Below are 18,998 nucleotides of genomic sequence, written 5' to 3'. Positions count from 1 at the left end.
AAAATGCTTGCACTTGCAAGCGTTTTTTGTTAAGATTAAAGGGTCTTCAGGGCTGGGTGTGATTCCCGACCGGCGGTGACTTTAATACTCTTCGAAAATCCAATTCAAACTACGTCAGCTTCGCCTTGCCGTACCCAAGTACAGCCCGTGGCTAGCTTCCTAGTTTGTTCTTTGATTTTCATTGAGTATCATTAGGAAAAACTTTTTCCTTTAAAACTTTGTTGACAAGCTTTGCCTAACTGGAAGTTATGCCTACAGCTTGTCGCCTAGTTTAAAAGAAAAATCTCTATTTCCTTTCCCTTAAAGAAGTCCGCGAGCGCAAGCTGATGTGGTGCGATTCCACAACCGACAGTATAGTCTGGATGGGAGAAGACGAAAGAATAGCTTTGTCTGTTCTGATGAGTTTATAGATAATTGCAACCGCTTGCTCAATAGAGTGAGGGGGAACTTTTGGGATATAAAAAGTGAGAATAGATAGAGGGATCCTTTCCAACTTCTTCTGATTTTATAGAAAATTGGAGGAACCTGTTATGACAAACACACGTCGACTTTCGACCATTGCGATTTTATCAGCCATTTCATTTGTGCTGATGTACTTTGACTTTCCGCTATTGCCAGCGGCGACCTTCCTCAAGATCGAGTTTAGTATCTTGCCAGTCCTTGTGGGCTTGGTGGTGATGGATTTGCCTGCTGCTCTAGGGATTCTCTTGCTTCGATCACTCTTGAAGTTGCTTCTGAATAGCCAGGGAGTGAATACCTACATTGGCTTGCCAATGAATATCGTAGCCTTGGGAGTTTTTGTTATCGCTTTTGGTTTAATTTGGAAAAAGGAACGTAGCACCCTTCGTTTCCTACTAGCATCTCTAGTGGGAACTATAGGATTGACTTCAGCGATGTTGATTCTCAACTATGTCTATGCTGTTCCTTTGTACGCGCGGTTTGCTAACTTTGATATTGGAAAAATTTTGGGACTTTCCAACTACCTAATGACCATGGTATTACCTTTTAACTTGATTGAAGGTGTAATCTTTGCCGTTTCATTCTGGTTGTTATACGTCCTCTTGAAATCAACCTTAAAACATTATGAGAGATAAACAAACATTTTTAATGAAGGGCAGTTTTGCCCTTTTACTTTTCGTCCTTCTTGGATATATGGTTAAGTTCTATCCTGAAACGCTGGTCGGTTTTGATCAACCGATTCAGACTGCCCTTCGTGGGGACTTGCCAGATTATTTGACAGTTCTGTTCCGTGCCCTTACGCATTTGATTGATATCCCAGTGATTATCACCTGGGTTGCCATCGCTGCCTTTATCTTTTATCGTAAGCAGTGGAAGATAGAAAGCTACTTCATGGCGGGCAATCTAGCCTTAGCCGGTCTTTTAATCGTGACCTTTAAAAACATCTACCAGCGCCCACGACCAGCTATCTTACACTTGGTAGAGGAGAAGGGATTTTCCTTCCCAAGTGGTCATTCTCTGGCTGTAACTTTGATGGTAGGCACTCTGATTGTTATTCTCAGTCAACGGATTAAAGATCCGGTTTGGAGAAAAATCGTGCAAATCGTCCTTGGCTTCTACCTAGTCAGTGTGCTTCTATCTAGGGTCTATCTGGGAGTTCACTACCCATCAGATGTTCTTGCCAGTTTCTGTGTGGGTTTGGGAGTCTTGTTTATCGAATTTCCTTTCTATGACAAGCTTCGCTTCCAATGGCGATTTAAAGGCAAGCAGAAGTGAGATAGGTCTTGCAAGAATGGTAAAAATCTGATAAACTAAGTAGTAATTGAATAGGAATCCGCAAGACTAGTAACTCAAGGGAAGTATATCAGGGAGGAGAGCCATGACTGCAAGCTCTCTATATGAAAGCTGAGTGAATTCACTTGCGCATGGATTTAGAAATGAAGGTCTGACTTGTTAGATGAAACGGATGGTACCGCGTGTCAACGCTCCGAGTGGAGTTTTTGACATGTGGTTTTCTTTTTATCTACGAGCGACTGATGGAGGAATTATGTCAACTATTGAAGAACAATTAAAAGCGCTTCGCGAAGAAACGCTGGCTAGCTTGAAGCAGATTACTGCTGAAAATGAAAAAGAGATGCAAGATTTGCGTGTCTCTGTCCTTGGTAAAAAAGGATCGCTTACTGAAATCCTCAAAGGGATGAAAGATGTTTCTGCTGAGATGCGCCCAGTCATCGGGAAACACGTCAATGAAGCTCGTGATGTTTTGACAGCAGCCTTCGAAGAAACGGCTAAACTCTTGGAAGAAAAGAAAGTTGAAGCACAACTTGCTAGCGAGAGCATCGATGTGACACTTCCAGGTCGTCCAGTTGCGACTGGTCACCGTCACGTTTTGACTCAAACCAGTGAAGAAATCGAAGACATTTTCATCGGGATGGGTTACCAAGTCGTGGATGGTTTTGAAGTGGAGCAAGACTACTATAACTTCGAGCGTATGAACCTTCCAAAAGACCATCCAGCTCGTGATATGCAGGACACTTTCTATATCACAGAAGAAATCCTGCTCCGTACTCACACGTCTCCAGTTCAGGCGCGTGCTATGGATGCTCATGATTTTTCTAAAGGTCCTTTGAAGATGATCTCACCAGGACGCGTTTTCCGTCGTGACACGGACGATGCGACCCACAGTCACCAATTCCACCAAATTGAAGGCTTGGTTGTTGGGAAAAACATCTCCATGGCGGACCTGCAAGGTACGCTTCAGTTGATTGTGCAAAAAATGTTTGGGGAAGAGCGTCAGATCCGTCTGCGTCCATCTTATTTCCCATTCACAGAGCCATCTGTTGAGGTGGATGTTTCCTGCTTCAAGTGTGGTGGAGAAGGCTGTAACGTATGTAAGAAAACAGGTTGGATCGAAATCATGGGTGCCGGTATGGTTCACCCACGTGTCCTTGAGATGAGTGGTATTGATGCGACAGTATACTCTGGTTTTGCCTTTGGTCTTGGACAAGAGCGTGTAGCTATGCTCCGTTACGGAATCAACGATATCCGTGGCTTCTACCAAGGGGATGTCCGTTTCTCAGAACAGTTTAAATAAGATTGAAACCTGAAACACAGTCCTAAACAGTCGCTCACATTTCATATAGTTAAAAAGAAACGACTGACTCGAAGAAAAAGAAAGGAATTGAAAAGGTCTTACTTGGTGGGATCTTACAATCAGAATTATGTTAGTATCTTATAAATGGTTAAAAGAGTTGGTGGACATTGATGTACCATCACAAGAGTTGGCTGAAAAAATGTCAACTACAGGGATCGAGGTCGAAGGTGTGGAATCACCTGCTGCTGGTCTCTCAAAAATTGTCGTCGGTGAGGTGCTTTCTTGCGAAGATGTACCAGAAACACACCTCCATGTCTGTCAGGTTAATGTTGGTGAAGAAGAGGCCCGCCAAATCGTTTGTGGTGCTCCGAATGTGCGTGCTGGTATCAAGGTCATGGTGGCTCTTCCAGGTGCTCGTATCGCTGACAACTACAAAATCAAAAAAGGGAAAATCCGTGGCTTGGAGTCGCTTGGGATGATCTGTTCACTTGGTGAATTGGGAATTTCTGACTCAGTTGTACCAAAGGAATTCGCTGATGGTATCCAGATCTTGCCTCAAGATGCAGTGCCAGGTGAGGAAGTCTTCTCTTACCTAGACTTGGATGATGAAATCATCGAACTTTCTATCACGCCAAACCGTGCGGACGCTCTTTCTATGCGTGGAGTAGCGCACGAGGTTGCAGCCATCTATGATAAGGCAGTTAGCTTTAAAGAGTTTCCTCTTGCAGAAACAAATGAAGCTGCAGCAGATGCTCTTTCTGTCAACATTGACACAGACAAGGCACCTTACTATGCCGCTCGTATCTTGGACAATGTGACTATTGCACCAAGTCCACAATGGTTGCAAAACCTTCTTATGAACGAAGGGATTCGTCCAATTAATAATGTCGTAGACGTAACCAACTACATCCTGCTCTACTTTGGTCAACCAATGCATGCCTTTGACTTGGATACCTTTGAAGGCAATGACATCCGTGTACGTGAAGCGCGTGCTGGTGAAAAATTGGTGACCTTGGACGGTGAAGAACGCGAGTTGGAAGCAAATGACTTAGTCATCACTGTTGCTGACAAGCCAGTCGCCCTTGCGGGTGTCATGGGTGGTCAAGCAACAGAAATCTCTGAAAAATCTAGTCGTGTTGTCCTTGAAGCTGCTGTTTTCAATGGCAAATCTATCCGTAAGACCAGCGGTCGCTTGAATCTTCGTTCTGAGTCGTCTTCTCGCTTTGAAAAAGGGATCAATGTGGCAACAGTCAATGAAGCCCTTGATGCTGCAGCTAGCATGATTGCTGAGCTTGCAGATGCGACGGTGCGTAAAGGTATCGTTTCAGCAGGTGGGCTTGATACCTCTGATGTAGAAGTTTCTTCTACTCTTGCAGACGTTAACCGCGTTCTTGGAACAGAGCTTTCATACGCTGATGTGGAAGATGTCTTCCGTCGACTTGGATTTGACCTTTCTGGCAATGCAGAAAGCTTTACAGTCAGCGTACCCCGTCGTCGTTGGGATATCACTATCGAAGCAGACCTCTTTGAAGAAATCGCTCGTATCTATGGATATGACCGCTTGCCAACCAGTCTTCCAAAAGACGATGGTACAGCAGGTGAATTGACTGCGACACAAAAACTTCGCCGTCAAGTTCGTACTATCGCTGAAGGAGCAGGACTGACTGAAATCATCACCTACGCTCTGACTACTCCTGAGAAAGCAGTTGAGTTTACGACTCAACCAAGCAAGCTGACAGAACTCATGTGGCCAATGACAGTGGATCGCTCCGTTCTCCGTCAAAATATGATTTCTGGTATCCTTGATACAGTTGCCTACAACGTAGCTCGTAAGAACAAAAACTTGGCTCTTTACGAGATTGGAAAAGTCTTTGAACAAACAGGAAATCCAAAAGAAGACCTACCAAACGAGATCAACAGCTTTGCCTTTGCCTTGACAGGCTTGGTTGCAGAAAAAGACTTCCAAACAGCAGCGGTTCCAGTTGATTTCTTCTATGCTAAGGGAATCCTTGAAGCGCTTTTTGCTCGCTTGGGGCTTGAAGTGACTTATACAGCAACAGCAGAGATGGCAAGCCTCCATCCAGGACGTACAGCCGTGATTTCGCTCGGTGACCAAGTTCTTGGTTTCCTTGGCCAAGTGCATCCAGTCACTGCCAAGGCCTATGATATTCCAGAAACGTATGTAGCTGAGCTCAACCTTTCAGCCATCGAAGCTGCGCTTCAACCTGCTGCTCCATTTGTGGAAATTACCAAATTCCCAGCTGTTAGTCGTGATATTGCTCTACTTCTCAAGGCAGAAGTCACTCACCAAGAAGTTGTAGATGCTATCCAAGCTGCCGGCGTGAAACGTTTGACAGATATCAAACTCTTTGACGTCTTCTCAGGTGAAAAATTAGGACTTGGTATGAAGTCAATGGCTTATAGCTTGACCTTCCAAAATCCAGAAGATAGCTTGACGGACGAGGAAGTCGCACGCTGCATGGAAAAAATCCAAGCATCACTCGAAGAAAAAGTGAATGCAGAAGTACGTTAACTCATCAATCCATCCTTCGGGGTGGATTTTTGCTTTTCAAAATGACAGTTCAGGATCAAAAATGGACAATTGAGGAGTAAGAGCACCTGTATGCACTTTAATGGGCTATAATTGTTCTATCACTTGGGTACTCAAAAACTTTAGAGAGTTTAGTTTTTAAGGAAGGATGAACAAGATAAAAATGTACATAAATCCTTGTAAAGGCTATCAAAAAGGAGTATAATAAGTGCAACATATTTCGGAGGTGGAAAATGCTAGAAGTAAGAAATCTAGAGAAAAGTTTCGGTTCCAAGCAAGTCTTGTTTGGTGTCGATTTTCAGGCAAGTCCAGGACGAATTTTGGGACTGGTCGGGAAAAATGGTGCTGGGAAAACAACGATTTTCCACAGTATGTTGAAATTTTTGGACTATCAAGGAGAAATCAGTCTGGATGGGCAGGAGATTCGTCAGGAAACCTACGCTCGGATTGGTTATCTGCCTGAGGAACGCAGTCTCATGCCCAAGTTGACAGTCCTTGAGCAAGTTCGCTACTTGGCTACTCTAAAGGGCATGGATGCTAAGGAGGTCAAGGAAAAACTCCCTCAATGGATGGAAAAATTGGAAGTGAAGGGGAAATTGACTGATAAAATCAAGAGTCTTTCCAAAGGGAATCAGCAGAAAATTCAGTTGATTATCACCCTAATCCATGAACCAGACTTGATTATCTTGGATGAGCCCTTTAGTGGTCTGGATCCAGTCAATACCGAGTTGCTCAAACAGGTCATCTTGAAAGAGAAAGAGCGCGGTGCGACCATTATCTTTTCTGACCATGTCATGACCAATGTTGAGGAACTTTGCGATGATATCCTGATGATTCGTGATGGGCGTGTGGTCTTGCATGGACCAGTTCAGGATGTTCGCAATCAATACGGGAAAACACGTCTTTTTGTTTCAAGTGAACGAAGCAAGGAAGAACTGGAAAAACTTCCTCATGTCAAACAGGTGAGCTTAACCAAGCAAGGTAGTTGGAAATTGATCCTAGATGATGAGAGCGCTGGAAGAGAACTCTTCCCAATCCTCACTCAAGGTCAATACATCGCGACCTTTGACCAACAAGCTCCAACAATCGATGAAATCTTTAAACTAGAATCAGGGGTGGAAGTATGAGAAATATGTGGATTGTAATGAAGGAAACCTACCTTCGACATGTCAAGTCGTGGAGTTTCTTCTTTATGGTGATTTCGCCGTTCCTCTTTTTAGCCTTATCTGTAGGAATTGGCTATCTCCAAAATTCTTCTATGGCCAAGAATAGCAAGATAGCAGTAGTAACAACAGTGCCATCTGTGGAAGAAGGGCTCAAGGGTACTAATGGTATCAACTTTGATTATAAGGATGAAGCCAGTGCCCAAGCTGCTATCAAGGATGAGAAAATCAAGGGTTACCTAACCATTGATCAAAAGGACAGCGTCATCAAGGCCGTCTATCATGGTGAAACTTCTCTTGAAAGTGGCATCAAACTAGCAGTAACCAATAAGCTAAATGAACTGCAATACCAACTCAATCGTTCGGCAGCCAATTTGTCTCAAGAACAGGAAAAACGCTTGAGTCAAACTGTTGACTTTACTGAGAAGATTGATGAATCCAAGGAAAATAAAAAAATTGTTCAAACCATTGCGGCCGCAGGGCTCGGTTTCTTCCTTTATATGATTTTGATTACTTATGCTAGCGTCACTGCTCAGGAAGTAGCCAGCGAGAAAGGAACCAAAATCATGGAAGTGGTCTTTTCTAGTATCAGAGCTAGTCATTATTTCTACGCTCGCATGCTGGCTCTGCTTCTTGTGATTTTGACCCATATTGGGATTTACGTCGTGGGTGGACTGGCTGCCATTCTGCTCTTTAAAGATATCCCTATCTTGGCACAATCTGGGATTTTAAATCATCTAGGAGAGGCCTTCTCGCTCAATACCTTATTGTTTGTCTTGGTTAGTCTCTTTATGTATGTTGTTTTGGCAGCCTTCCTAGGATCCATGGTTTCTCGCCCTGAGGATTCAGGAAAGGCCTTGTCGCCGTTGATGATCTTGATTATAGCAGGATTTGTCGGTGTAACTTCTCTAGGTGCTGCAGGAGACAATTTAGTTCTGAAAATTGGTTCCTACATTCCTTTCATTTCGACCTTCTTTATGCCATTTAGAGCTATAAATGGGTATGCAAGTGGTCTGGAAGCTTGGATTTCTCTTGCCATAACGGTTGCTTTTGCAGTCACTGCAACAGTCTTTATCGGACGTATGTATGCCAGCCTAGTCCTTCAAACAGATGATTTGGGAATATGGAAAACCTTTAAACGTGCCTTAGCTTACAAATAGGAGAGCCTCGCAAAAGCGAGGTTTTTCTAGATGTTAAACAGCGAAATCGGTAAAAATATTTTTCATATCTATTGACTTTTAGTAGTAAAATTTGGTATGATAGTAGACGGTATTGTTTACCCCATTTGTAAGGCCCCGGAACCTTTCAAATACCCCGCGGACCGGAACATCCGCCCTGTAAACAAAAACGATATTCATATAGGAGAAATCATGAACAAAACTACATTCATGGCTAAACCAGGCCAAGTAGAACGCAAATGGTACGTTGTTGACGCAACTGATGTACCTCTTGGACGCCTTTCAGCAGTTGTTGCTAGCGTACTTCGTGGAAAAAACAAACCAACATTCACACCACACACTGATACAGGTGACTTCGTAATCGTTATCAATGCTGAAAAAGTTAAATTGACTGGTAAAAAAGCAACTGATAAGATTTACTACACTCACTCAAACCACCCAGGTGGATTGAAACAAATCTCTGCTGGTGAACTTCGTTCTAAAAATGCAGTACGTTTGATCGAAAAATCAGTTAAAGGTATGCTTCCACACAATACTCTTGGCCGCGCTCAAGGTATGAAATTGAAAGTATTCGTTGGAGCTGAGCACACTCACGCTGCACAACAACCAGAAGTTCTTGATATTTCAGGACTTATCTAAGGAAAGGAACAATAAAGTATGTCACAAGCACAATATGCAGGTACTGGACGTCGTAAAAACGCTGTTGCACGCGTTCGCCTTGTTCCAGGAACTGGTAAAATCACTGTTAACAAAAAAGATGTTGAAGAGTACATCCCACACGCTGACCTTCGTCTCGTTATCAACCAACCATTCGCAGTTACTTCAACTGTAGGTTCATACGACGTTTTCGTTAACGTTGTAGGTGGTGGATACGCTGGTCAATCAGGAGCTATCCGTCACGGTATCGCTCGTGCCCTTCTTCAAGTAGACCCAGACTTCCGCGATTCATTGAAACGCACAGGACTTCTTACACGTGACTCACGTAAAGTTGAGCGTAAGAAACCAGGTCTTAAGAAAGCTCGTAAAGCTTCACAATTTAGTAAACGTTAATTCGAAAGAATTACTATACTTACAAAGAGCACCTTTTTGGGTGTTCTTTTTTATCGACACTTTGTAGATTTATAATTGGGAATCTCGTTGAATGGTATCAGGTAAATGAAAAGGTTCGGCGATCATATCCTATTTCTTCGTACTTTAGTCTAATACCTATAATGTAAAAAACTCTAGCTATCAGGTAGTTGATAGTTAGAGTTTTTTTCTATTCATATGATTTAATGAGATTAAATAAGGCTTCTACTTCTGATGACAGTGTAGCTGATTTGAGATAAGCGTAATAAACTGTAAATGTTATCTGGTCCTCCGGTATTAGAGGGATTTTTATTAAATCATCATCTTCATCAGAAAGTGCGATATCAGCCAGTAAACTAACGCCAATCCCTTTCTTTAAAAGTTCTTTAATGATGACAATGTCGTCACTCTTAAAGAATATTTCTGCCTTGTTTTGATGCTTTTGATTAAGTAGTTCAAAAGCTTTCAGGTGAACAAAGTGTTCGTCTAAAAGTATAAAGGATTGATCTACTAAATCTTCAAAAGCGAGGGAAGGAGCAGTAGCAAGAGGATGGTTCTTAGATAAAACGACATACAGTTCTTTATGAAAGAGTTCATGTGTCTCTATTGAAGGATGATTGAGTGGTTCAATCAAGCCGAGTAGGCTTGCATCAAGGTCTCCCTTGAGGAGAAGATTTAATAACTCTACGGAGCCACCGCGGATAGGGCGTACTTTTTTTAAAAAATCGAATTTATCTTTTTCGTTTAAGGCAGCAAAGAGATACTGAATGATAATAGGAGGGAATCCTACAGTAGAGCAATGCGCCAAAGAGCGATTGATTTCTTTGCGAGTAGAAATGACCTCAGGTAAAATCAGTTCAGTATGCTTCAGAAGGATTTGTCCTTGATTAGTTAGTTTAAAGGAGCGATGTGAAGGATCATGGTGAATCAATTTGCAATTAAAAGATTCCTCTAAGCGCTTGATGGCATAAGAAATAGATGGTTGGCTGACTTTGTGTTGTTTTGCTACTTCCGTATAGGATTGAAGCTGGCAGAGGTCATAAAAATATTGTAGATCTTTTAAATTCATATGGGCTCACTTTCATTAGTTGGAGAAGGAAAATAAGTGGAAATCACCAGATAAATACTTTTTATCCGTATCCTACAATTTGACTATACGAGTATTCACCGGTTAAAATGTAAGTGAGTCAGGGATATCAAAGGTTATCTAAGATACTTTCAAAAATGACCAACATCTTTTCTCGTTTATCAATAGGGAGCTGTTTAATCTTCATGTTGATTCTTTTGATTGAAAGATTGTCAGTCTTATCAGAGGTTGATTCAAGGCTATCAAAATTGAAAAATTCCTCTGGGGTCATCTCTAGGGCGACAATCACTTTTTCAAGACTGTGAATGGTCAGATTCACATTTTGGTTTTCAAGTTGATTGATATACTTAAGCCCAAGTCCTGCTTGTTCCGAAAGTTCTTCCTGGCTCATTTTTTTCTGTGTTCGAAAATATTTCACTTTTTGGGAAATATATTGTTGTAAATAGTTTTTATTCGTCATATAAATAGAATACAAGTTTTGCATGACAAAAAAACACCTTAAAAAATACAAAGTATTGTATAACAAACTTATATAATATTTATTTTAATTCGGATTGCCAATTTGTATGATTAGTTTCTTTTGCTCGAAACTTTTAGTAAAGAGTGATCATTGAGAGTTTTATGAGTCCAGAACTTTATAAAATATAACAACTTAAAGTGTCATTAATAATGGTGTTCTAAGTATAAAAGACCTTATTAGAAAATTGTTCTCGTAGACTCATTATAACATATGCGTATATAATTGTATCCTTTAAACAACATAGTTTAACAAACAATTCGTTTTAAGTGGTATAATATAAGTAAAAAGGAGGTTGCACTATGACTGCACATGATATTTTAAACAACCCTTTCCTCAATAAAGGAACTGCCTTTACCTTAGAGGAGCGGAAGGAACTAGGTCTTATTGGTTTATTGCCACCTTATGTTCAAACGATTGAAGAACAAGCGGCGCAAACTTATGCACAGATGCAAACAAAAACCAATGATTTGGAAAAGCGTCTTTTCCTAATGGAAATTTTTAATACCAACCGGACTCTTTTCTATTACCTCTTTTCTCAACATTTGGAGGAATTCAATCCAATTGTATACGATCCAACCATTGCAGATACTATTGAAGGCTATAGTGACCTCTTTGTAGATCCCCAATATGCGGGATATCTTGATATCAATCATCCTGAAAATATTGAAGCCACTTTGAAAAATGCTGCTGGTGATCGCGAGATTCGTCTCATTGTTGTAACAGATGCAGAAGGAATCCTTGGAATCGGTGACTGGGGAACAAATGGTGTCGATATTTCTGTTGGGAAATTGATGGTCTACACGGGTGCTGCTGGAATCGATCCTTCTATGGTCCTTCCTTTAGTCATTGATGCAGGAACTAACCGTGAAGAACTTCGTAACAATCCTAATTACTTAGGGAATCGTCACGAACGGGTTCGCGGAGATCGTTACTACGACTTTATTGACCAATTTGTTCAAACAGCAGAACGTCTCTTTCCTAAACTCTACCTTCACTGGGAAGACTTCGGCCGCTTGAATGCTGCCAATATTCTTGAAAAATACCGGAAACAAATCCCAACTTTTAATGATGATATTCAAGGCACAGGAATCGTTACCTTGGGTGGTATCTTTGGTTCACTGGATATTAGTGGTGAAAAATTAACAGATCAAATTTATCTCTGCTATGGCGGGGGAACAGCTGGTGCAGGGATTGCTTCTCGTGTTCTTCGTGAAATGGTTAGTGAAGGACTTTCTGAAGAAGAAGCCTATAAACGTTTCTTTATGGTTGATAAACAAGGTCTTCTCTTTGATGATATGGATGACTTGACACCAGAGCAAAAACCATTTGCTAAGAAACGTGCTGACTTTAGTAACGCAGACAAGTTGACTGACCTGCTTGAAGTAGTGAAGACTGTGAAGCCAACCATTCTTGTAGGAACTTCGACTCAGCCTAATACCTTCACGAAAGAAATAGTAGAGGCTATGTGCGAAAATACAGAGCGTCCGATGATCTTCCCTTTGTCAAATCCAACCAAACTAGCTGAAGCTAGTGCCAAAGATTTGATTGAATGGTCAGATGGCAAAGCTTTTGTCGCAACAGGAATTCCTGCTGATACGGTTTCTTATAAAGGTGTCGACTATGTGATTGGTCAAGCCAATAATGCCTTGATTTACCCAGGTCTTGGTTTAGGTATGCTGGCTTCTGAAGCAAGTCTTTTAACTGATGAAATGATTGGAGCAGCGGCTCATTCATTGAGTGGTATTGTCAATCCAGGCCAACAAGGAGCTCCTGTTTTGCCGCCGTTCAAGTATGTAGCAGATGTTTCTATTAAAGTAGCGGAAGCAGTCGCTAAAAAAGCGCAAGAGCAAGGTCTTGCACGCGCTAAGGAAACAGATATGGCCAAAGCCGTTCGTGATTTGAAGTGGTATCCAGAGTATAAATAATTCATTCCTGTTGCTATCCTTCGCTAGCGACAGATTTATATGGGCTGTGGACTTAAGAAATTTAGAAAGGATACCTATGTCACTCTTTTTAACCTCGATTACGAGTATCATTCCGATTATCGCTATTATTGTTTTGGGGTATATTCTTCAGGTGAAGGGATGGTTTGGAGATGCCTTTGGACCTAACCTATCTCGTTTGATCATGAATGTAGCCTTGCCAGCATCAATCTTTGTGTCGGTGATGAAATACCTAACACTAGATAAGCTAATCAGTCTTTCTGGAGGTCTCCTTTATACATTTGTGGCCTTTATCTTGGGCTATATCGTAGCTTATATTGCAGTTATACTTTTCAAGGTCCGTCCAGGACGGCGAGGGACCATGATTAATACCTTTGTGAATGCCAATACTATTTTTATTGGTTTACCTTTAAACGTTGCTCTTTTTGGGGATCAGGCTCTGCCTTATTTCTTAATTTACTATATCACCAATACGATTTCCACCTGGACATTGGGCGTGTATTTGATGACGAGTGACAGTAAATCGGGTCAAAGCAAGGAGACAAGTAAATTTGACTGGAAGAAATTGCTACCAGCTCCGCTTGTAGGTTTTCTTGTGGCTCTGCTATTTTTGATTCTTCGAATCTCTATTCCAGATTTCGCAACGAATACCTTAACCTATGTTGGAAATATCGTTACTCCCCTATCTCTGATTTATATTGGTATCGTTCTTGCAAAGGCAGGCTTGAATACGATTACTTTTGATAAAGATACAATTGTCACTTTAGTTGGACGCTTTATCCTAGCTCCTCTAATCATGCTTCTTGTATTGAAGTTCTTTGCACCAAATATGGAGACAGTAGAATTTAAGACCTTTATGATTCAGTCCGCTACGCCAGCTCTAGCTGTTCTTCCAATCCTTGCTAATCAAGGAAAAGGAGATGTGGAATTCTCTACGAATGTAGTGACTCTAAGTACGGTTCTATTTATCGTTGTTATTCCAATATTACAAACTTTATTAGGATAAGAAGGAAGAGGATAGGATTGAAAGTTTTGCGTTAAGAAATTTCCCTATTTTAGATACATCTATTCTTATTTCTTGAAATCAAAATCGGAAGAAACTCCTCTAAAGGTTGCTATTAAGCGATTTTGAGATGTCCTAAAACCAAGACTGTTCAAACCAGGCTTGAAAAAGGCTCGTAAAGCTAGCCAGTTCTCTAAACGTTAATTCGTTGCTGGATAGCAGAGTACAAACGAAAACACTTTGCATCTTGCAAGGTGTTTTTTTCTATGAGAACTGGCGGTGCGCAATTAGGATAGCTCTAGCGATTTTAGTCGCATAGAGATATGCTATGCACAGTTACCCCAAGAAAACAAGCGAAGCGATGGTTGATTGGATGGCAACCACTGCACTCGAAACCTTAATCAATACGATGCTATCAATCTTTACAGACATTCAAGAATTTTCTCTTGGATGTCTTTTTTTATCGGCTCTTTGTCAACTGTAGTGGGTTGAAGTCAGCTAAATTCTAGAAAGGACAATTTTCGTCCTTTCTTTTTTGATGTTCAGAGCGATAAAAATCCTTTTTTTGAAGTTTTCAAAGTTCCGAAATCCAAAGGCATTTCGTTTGATGAGTTTGATGAGATTATTAGTCGCTTCCAATTTTGCGTTGGAATAGGGTAATTGGAGGGCGTTGACGATTTTCTCTTTGTCCTTGAGGAAGGTTTTAAAGACAGTCTGAAAAAGAGGATGAACCTGCTTTAGATTGTCCTCAATGAGTCCGAAGAGTTTGTCAGGTTCCTTATTCTGAAAGTGAAAAAGCAAGAGCTGGTAGAGCTTATAATGGTGTTTCAAGTCTTCTGAATAGCTCAAAAGCTTGCCTAGAAACTCTTTATTGGTTAAGTGCATACGAAAAGTAGGTCGATAAAATCGCTTATCGCTGAGTTTACGGCTATCTTGTTGAATGAGCTTCCAGTAACGTTTGATGGTCTTGTATTCATGCGATTTCCGATCAAACTGATTCATGATTTGGAACCGCACACGGCTCATAGCACGGCTAAGATGTTGTACAATGTGAAAGCGATCCAGTACAATTTTTGCATTGGGAAAAAGCTGTTTAGCTAAGTCATAGTAGGGACTAAACATATCCATCGTAATGATTTTCACCTGACAACGAACAGCTCTATCGTAGCGAAGAAAGTGATTTCGGATGACAGCTTGTGTTCTTCCTTCAAGAACAGTGGTGATATTGAGCTTGTCAAAATTTTGCGCAATAAAACTCATCTTCATCTCCCGATTGAAACAGTCACTCCCCTGACTGTTTCAACGTCCCAGGGCATAATCTCAGGAAGTCGGTTAAAATCATGTTTAAAGTGAAAGTCATTGAGCTTTAGGATAACAGTTGAAGTTGAAATGGCCAGCTGATGGGCAATATCGGTCATAGAAGTCTTTTCAATCAGCTTTTGAGCAATCTTTTGGTTGATGATACGGGGAATTTGGTGATTTTTCTTGACGAGAGATGTTTCGGCGACCATCATTTTCGAGCACTGATAGCACTTGAAACGGCGTTTTCTAAGGAGAATTCTAGTAGGCATACCAGTCGTTTCAAGGTAAGGAACTTTAGAAGGTTTTTGGAAGTCATATTTCTTCATTTGATTTCCGCAATCAGGACAAGATGGGGCCTCATAATCCAGTTTAGCGATGATTTCCTTGTGAGTATCCTTATTGATGATATCTAGAATCTGGATATTAGGGTCTTTAATATCAAGTAGTTTTGTGATAAAATGTAATTGTTCCATATGATTCTTTCTAATGATGGTTTGGTCGCTTTTCATTATAGATCTTATGGGACTTTTTTCTACAACAAAATAGGCTCCATAAGATCCATAGGGGATTTACCCACCACAAATATTATAGAGCCACAAAACGAGTTATCTGACACTCAGAATTCTGTATTGTTCGCTTTTTTGTCTAATCTATCAATTTTTAAAATTTATAATAAAGAATTCCTAAAATCAAAATCTTTTTGTCCCAGACTCTTTGGAAAAACTGTAGAATTTCAAAAATTACTACAGATCTTGAATTTTACTTATCATTTCAATGATTTAGATTGCTTACATTTTATTTTGATATGTTTTACGGTAATCTCCAGGAGAAAGTCCAGTTCTTTGTTTAAAAATTTTGGTGAAGTAAGAATAGTTATCATACCCTACTTGACTAGATACTTGTGATATCGAGATATTTGTTTGAGATAGGAGAGATTTAGCAGCATTAATGCGCTTATCCGTTATATATTTAACAAGAGTTTCTCCTGTTTCTTTTTTAAAAATTCTAGCCAAATGATCTGCGCTGAGATAAGCCATATCTGCTAATATAGAACGATTTATATCTTCATAGTAGTGATGATCTATGTATTCTACGATACGTTGAATACTATTTTTCTGATTTTCAATATTTGTTGCAAATTTCTTAGCATGTGACCAGTAATAATCAAAGTAATCCTGAAATGATTCAATTGAATGGAACCGTCGTTGGAATAGGAAATCATGAGTGCTGTTTTGAAATAATTTATGGGCCGAGATTCCATTTTGATCTAGATATATTCCTATTTGTTGAGTCCAATCTAGTAAAATTTGTTGTAGTGTGAAAGTAGGAATTTGAGAATTATTAGCAAGTGAATTAATTTTTTCTCTTAATTCGTATTCACTCAAGGTATCTAAAAAAGTAATTGAAAGAGTTTCTGTTTTAAAAGAAGTTGGGAAACTATGTGGAAGACATATAATAGTATTCCAATAAGAGACATACTGTTCATTATAAGTGTAGAGTTCTTTAGTATGAAATAAAATATCGGATATTTTATGGCAACTCTTATATATAATATTTGAGTATTTACTAAAATTATTAGAAATTTGAGAATGAATTTCATATGCCAATTTGTCACTACGTTTGGATGAATCTACTCTAAAGAGACAAACATATTGATCAACCTGACTTTCCATCTTAAACAAACTTATCAACTTATAAGATGGTTGTGAAATTCTCTGAAGTTCTCTTTTTAGTTGAGAAGTCCATGATGGAGTTTCTGCAGAATAATCTTCTTCATTAAGATCGATTGTTAAAACTGCAAGAAAAAAATATTGGTGTTTTTTAAGAATAAAATCTTGTTTGCTTGCTATGTTTTCTAGTTCATCAATGCGAGAAATTTGAGGTTTTCTAAGGTAATCATACCAGAAATTATCCTCTATTTGTAAAAGTGCATCATTTTTTCCGGTTAAGTTATGATTCTCGATTTTACCGATTGCTTTTTGAATAATAAATTCTAATTTTTCAAAGTTAATGGGTTTTAGATAGTATTCGAAGCTTTGCAATTCAATTGCTTTTTGAGCATAGTTGAAGTCGGCGTAATTGGTTAAAAAAATTGTTTTTATATCATATTTTTCATTTCTAATCCAAGATAAGAGTTCGAGGCCGCTGCCTTGAGGCATTTCTATATCGCTTATCATGAGATTAATAGGATGCTCTCTAATAATATTTTGAGCTTGAGTGAGGCTATAGGCAACATAAACAATGTCAATGTGTAGTTTATCCCAATTTATTTTCTCTCGTAAAGCCTCAATGATAAAACGATCGTCATCAACTAATAAGATGTTCATTATAACCTCCGTCTATAATCTTGTATGGAATGAGTAAAAGAATTTTAGCTCCACCTTCTTTATTATTTTCAAATGTAATAGTGTAGTCGTTGGGATAGAGAAGATTTAAACGTTCGATGGTATTTGTTATCCCGATATGATGTCCATCTTCTGTTATTAGAGACTGTTTCTGATTTAGTTTTGATAAAATTTCTTCAGAGAAACCTGGACCATTATCTTCGATACAAATCTGAATATAATCTGAGTTCTCAGTTTTTACTTTTTTTATTGATAGCAAAATTGTAAATAAATCCTGAAATGAAAAACCATGTTTTATTGTGTTTTCAATAAATGTTTGTAAAAGTAACGATGGAACAAGAGTATTTTGTAGATTAGAATTATAGTCTAGTGAAAAGTTGATACTATTTCCATATCGAATTCGTTGTATTTCTAAATAATCTTTAATATGCTGAACTTCATCTTTAAGTTCTGAAAAATCTTGATTAGCCATAAATAAATGACGGAGATAATTTGAAGTTAGGATAGTTAACTCTTCAATTTCCTTGTAGTTTTTGGTTTGAAGCATACTATGAATCATTGATAACATATTTAAGTAGAAATGCGGACGGATTTGGTTCTTTAGATAATTAAGTTCAATCTTTTTAAGTTCTAGTTGTGAATGGTATTCTCGGATTTTTAATTCTTGCATGTCAAATATTACTTTATTAAGTTTATCATTTGCCTTATCAATTTCTAGTATACCTTCAGATATAAAAAATTCAGAAGGGGGGATGGAATCCCCAAGTTGAGAGAGTCGTTCAGTGAGTCTTGTTATAGGTTTAATCATCCACTGACGAATATACAGGATAATTATGATTGATAAAATTGTGATAATGATAGGAACAGCTGATAAAAATACTTCTAAGAGTGTGATATTTCTAAAGACTTCGGCATAATCGACTAAAACATAAATATCGAAAGGTAAATGCGTTTTTTCATTTTGGGCATGAATTAGGTAATTAGAGGACGGTATATTGTTAGGCTCTTTTAGGGAGAGTTTACCATTATTACCAATATTAAGTTTATTGAGAGGTTTTAGGATATCTTCTGAGGATATGACTGCATAAATTATTTTTCCTTCGTAATGAACGGATTTAACTAAGTATTCGCTATCTTTAATAGTTATATTTTTCCATTTACGGTCACTTATATCGCTATTTAGTGATTTTAGATATGTTTTTAACAGTAAATAATCTTCATATGGAATATAAAGATTAGAAACATTGATAAAATGTTTAGTAGCATCTGTTTCCAATAAGAATGTCATATGGGTTTCATTTTGATACTCAAACTCTGTAAAGCTAGTTTGAACTTTTTTAAGATTTTCTTGATACTCAAGAAACGTTTGTACATGATTTAATTTCTCTAAAGATTCATTATGCGTTATTGTTGAGTACATAAAGCGTTCTACAGAATGTAATTTCTCATTAACAGAATCAGCATAAATTTCAATTGAACTACGTAGGTGTACTATATTTTGGTTTTTAATAAAATTTCTGGTTATGTTACTCATAGCAATATTGATTAAAATATTTATCAATAGTAGCACAAGTAGGAGTTTAAAGAAAAAATGAATAGAATGTTTTTTTGATAACTCGCGATTTAATTTCATATACTAGCCTCGTATTTAAATTATATCACTTTGAAAATACGATATCATGTACAAAACAGATATGTTTTATCAAGATGTCGGAAAAGTAATAGTTCTCAGAAATGATAAACTGAAAAATTGATAAACCTAGTCCAAAAAGTTATATTAAGGGAA

Annotated in this window: 16 protein-coding genes; 10 read left to right on the top strand and 6 right to left on the bottom strand. The window is 38.8% G+C overall.

Annotated features, from left to right (window positions below; genetic code table 11):
* Nucleotides 1–286: 286 nt before the first annotated feature.
* On the bottom strand, nt 287–493 hold the full coding sequence (locus tag D8862_RS09865) for a hypothetical protein (RefSeq protein WP_472725565.1): 207 nt from the start codon (nt 491–493) through the stop codon (nt 287–289).
* Nucleotides 494–530: 37 nt separating this feature from the next.
* On the opposite strand from D8862_RS09865, the gene D8862_RS03925 reads away from it, so the two are divergent.
* The 8 genes from D8862_RS03925 to rpsI all read left to right on the top strand — a co-directional run bounded on the left by D8862_RS03925 (nt 531) and on the right by rpsI (nt 8,994).
* On the top strand, nt 531–1,094 hold the full coding sequence (locus D8862_RS03925) for an ECF transporter S component (RefSeq protein ID WP_125448772.1): 564 nt from the start codon (nt 531–533) through the stop codon (nt 1,092–1,094).
* A complete protein-coding gene (locus tag D8862_RS03920) occupies nt 1,084–1,734 on the top strand; it encodes a phosphatase PAP2 family protein (protein WP_042898807.1) in 651 nt (216 codons plus the stop codon). The genes D8862_RS03925 and D8862_RS03920 overlap by 11 nt, the downstream gene beginning before the upstream one ends.
* Nucleotides 1,735–2,005: 271 nt before the next feature.
* Complete coding sequence (gene pheS / locus D8862_RS03915; protein ID WP_125448771.1) at nt 2,006–3,052, top strand: phenylalanine--tRNA ligase subunit alpha; 1,047 nt, start codon at nt 2,006–2,008, stop codon at nt 3,050–3,052.
* A 127-nt stretch (nt 3,053–3,179) separates the two neighbouring features.
* Nucleotides 3,180–5,585, top strand: a complete 2,406-nt coding sequence (gene pheT / locus D8862_RS03910) for a phenylalanine--tRNA ligase subunit beta (protein ID WP_125448770.1) — start codon at nt 3,180–3,182, stop codon at nt 5,583–5,585.
* Between the two features lie 251 nt (nt 5,586–5,836).
* Nucleotides 5,837–6,730 carry an ABC transporter ATP-binding protein gene (locus D8862_RS03905; protein ID WP_125399333.1) on the top strand — a complete coding sequence of 298 codons (894 nt, stop codon included), beginning with the start codon at nt 5,837–5,839 and terminating at the stop codon, nt 6,728–6,730.
* Nucleotides 6,727–7,926 (top strand): ABC transporter permease, encoded by a 1,200-nt coding sequence (locus D8862_RS03900; protein WP_125448769.1) that lies wholly within the window; start codon nt 6,727–6,729, stop codon nt 7,924–7,926. Before D8862_RS03905 ends, D8862_RS03900 begins: the two co-directional genes overlap by 4 nt.
* Nucleotides 7,927–8,136: 210 nt before the next feature.
* On the top strand, nt 8,137–8,583 hold the full coding sequence (gene rplM, locus D8862_RS03895) for a 50S ribosomal protein L13 (RefSeq protein WP_001044624.1): 447 nt from the start codon (nt 8,137–8,139) through the stop codon (nt 8,581–8,583).
* Between the two features lie 18 nt (nt 8,584–8,601).
* Entirely contained in the window at nt 8,602–8,994 is a 393-nt protein-coding gene (gene rpsI / locus D8862_RS03890; RefSeq protein ID WP_125448768.1) for a 30S ribosomal protein S9, read from the top strand.
* Between the two features lie 208 nt (nt 8,995–9,202).
* On the opposite strand, the gene D8862_RS03885 is transcribed toward rpsI, so the two are convergent.
* The gene (locus tag D8862_RS03885; RefSeq protein WP_125448767.1) at nt 9,203–10,081 is read right to left on the bottom strand and encodes a LysR family transcriptional regulator; all 879 of its coding nucleotides are present in this window, start codon (nt 10,079–10,081) and stop codon (nt 9,203–9,205) included.
* A gap of 127 nt (nt 10,082–10,208) precedes the next feature.
* Nucleotides 10,209–10,559, bottom strand: a complete 351-nt coding sequence (locus D8862_RS03880) for a helix-turn-helix domain-containing protein (protein WP_125449149.1) — start codon at nt 10,557–10,559, stop codon at nt 10,209–10,211.
* A 359-nt stretch (nt 10,560–10,918) separates the two neighbouring features.
* On the opposite strand from D8862_RS03880, the gene D8862_RS03875 reads away from it, so the two are divergent.
* Together D8862_RS03875 and D8862_RS03870 are read left to right on the top strand one after the other, a co-directional pair.
* Entirely contained in the window at nt 10,919–12,544 is a 1,626-nt protein-coding gene (locus D8862_RS03875) for a malolactic enzyme (RefSeq protein ID WP_125448766.1), read from the top strand.
* A gap of 76 nt (nt 12,545–12,620) precedes the next feature.
* Nucleotides 12,621–13,568 carry an AEC family transporter gene (locus tag D8862_RS03870; RefSeq protein WP_125448765.1) on the top strand — a complete coding sequence of 316 codons (948 nt, stop codon included), beginning with the start codon at nt 12,621–12,623 and terminating at the stop codon, nt 13,566–13,568.
* A 495-nt stretch (nt 13,569–14,063) separates the two neighbouring features.
* Here the strand turns inward: D8862_RS03870 and D8862_RS03865 are convergent.
* The 3 genes from D8862_RS03865 to D8862_RS03850 all read right to left on the bottom strand — a co-directional run bounded on the left by D8862_RS03865 (nt 14,064) and on the right by D8862_RS03850 (nt 18,845).
* A protein-coding gene (locus D8862_RS03865; RefSeq protein ID WP_398575025.1) for an ISL3 family transposase occupies nt 14,064–15,340 on the bottom strand; the annotation gives its coding sequence in 2 pieces (ribosomal slippage) (nt 14,064–14,830 and nt 14,830–15,340; 1,278 coding nt in all).
* A 315-nt stretch (nt 15,341–15,655) separates the two neighbouring features.
* Nucleotides 15,656–17,194, bottom strand: a complete 1,539-nt coding sequence (locus D8862_RS03855; protein ID WP_125448763.1) for a response regulator transcription factor — start codon at nt 17,192–17,194, stop codon at nt 15,656–15,658.
* Nucleotides 17,175–18,845 (bottom strand): sensor histidine kinase, encoded by a 1,671-nt coding sequence (locus D8862_RS03850; protein WP_125448762.1) that lies wholly within the window; start codon nt 18,843–18,845, stop codon nt 17,175–17,177. The genes D8862_RS03855 and D8862_RS03850 overlap by 20 nt, the downstream gene beginning before the upstream one ends.
* Nucleotides 18,846–18,998 lie beyond the last annotated feature (153 nt).

It is taken from the genome of Streptococcus oralis (genome assembly GCF_003942585.1).
Lineage (GTDB): Bacteria > Bacillota > Bacilli > Lactobacillales > Streptococcaceae > Streptococcus > Streptococcus oralis_BE.
The sequence above is the reverse complement of the archived record's forward strand: the minus strand, read 5'-3'. Positions and strand labels throughout refer to the sequence as shown.

What these genes read in the sequence shown, in the direction of transcription:
- pheT (WP_125448770.1), top strand. Translation starts at nt 3,180, where the DNA reads ATGTTAGTATCTTATAAATGGTTAAAAGAGTTGGTGGACATTGATGTA.
- D8862_RS03855 (WP_125448763.1), bottom strand. Translation starts at nt 17,194, where the DNA reads ATGAACATCTTATTAGTTGATGACGATCGTTTTATCATTGAGGCTTTA.
- D8862_RS03885 (WP_125448767.1), bottom strand. Translation starts at nt 10,081, where the DNA reads ATGAATTTAAAAGATCTACAATATTTTTATGACCTCTGCCAGCTTCAA.
- rpsI (WP_125448768.1), top strand. Translation starts at nt 8,602, where the DNA reads ATGTCACAAGCACAATATGCAGGTACTGGACGTCGTAAAAACGCTGTT.
- D8862_RS03925 (WP_125448772.1), top strand. Translation starts at nt 531, where the DNA reads ATGACAAACACACGTCGACTTTCGACCATTGCGATTTTATCAGCCATT.
- pheS (WP_125448771.1), top strand. Translation starts at nt 2,006, where the DNA reads ATGTCAACTATTGAAGAACAATTAAAAGCGCTTCGCGAAGAAACGCTG.
- D8862_RS03900 (WP_125448769.1), top strand. Translation starts at nt 6,727, where the DNA reads ATGAGAAATATGTGGATTGTAATGAAGGAAACCTACCTTCGACATGTC.
- D8862_RS03870 (WP_125448765.1), top strand. Translation starts at nt 12,621, where the DNA reads ATGTCACTCTTTTTAACCTCGATTACGAGTATCATTCCGATTATCGCT.
- rplM (WP_001044624.1), top strand. Translation starts at nt 8,137, where the DNA reads ATGAACAAAACTACATTCATGGCTAAACCAGGCCAAGTAGAACGCAAA.
- D8862_RS03920 (WP_042898807.1), top strand. Translation starts at nt 1,084, where the DNA reads ATGAGAGATAAACAAACATTTTTAATGAAGGGCAGTTTTGCCCTTTTA.
- D8862_RS03880 (WP_125449149.1), bottom strand. Translation starts at nt 10,559, where the DNA reads ATGACGAATAAAAACTATTTACAACAATATATTTCCCAAAAAGTGAAA.
- D8862_RS03905 (WP_125399333.1), top strand. Translation starts at nt 5,837, where the DNA reads ATGCTAGAAGTAAGAAATCTAGAGAAAAGTTTCGGTTCCAAGCAAGTC.
- D8862_RS03875 (WP_125448766.1), top strand. Translation starts at nt 10,919, where the DNA reads ATGACTGCACATGATATTTTAAACAACCCTTTCCTCAATAAAGGAACT.
- D8862_RS03850 (WP_125448762.1), bottom strand. Translation starts at nt 18,845, where the DNA reads ATGAAATTAAATCGCGAGTTATCAAAAAAACATTCTATTCATTTTTTC.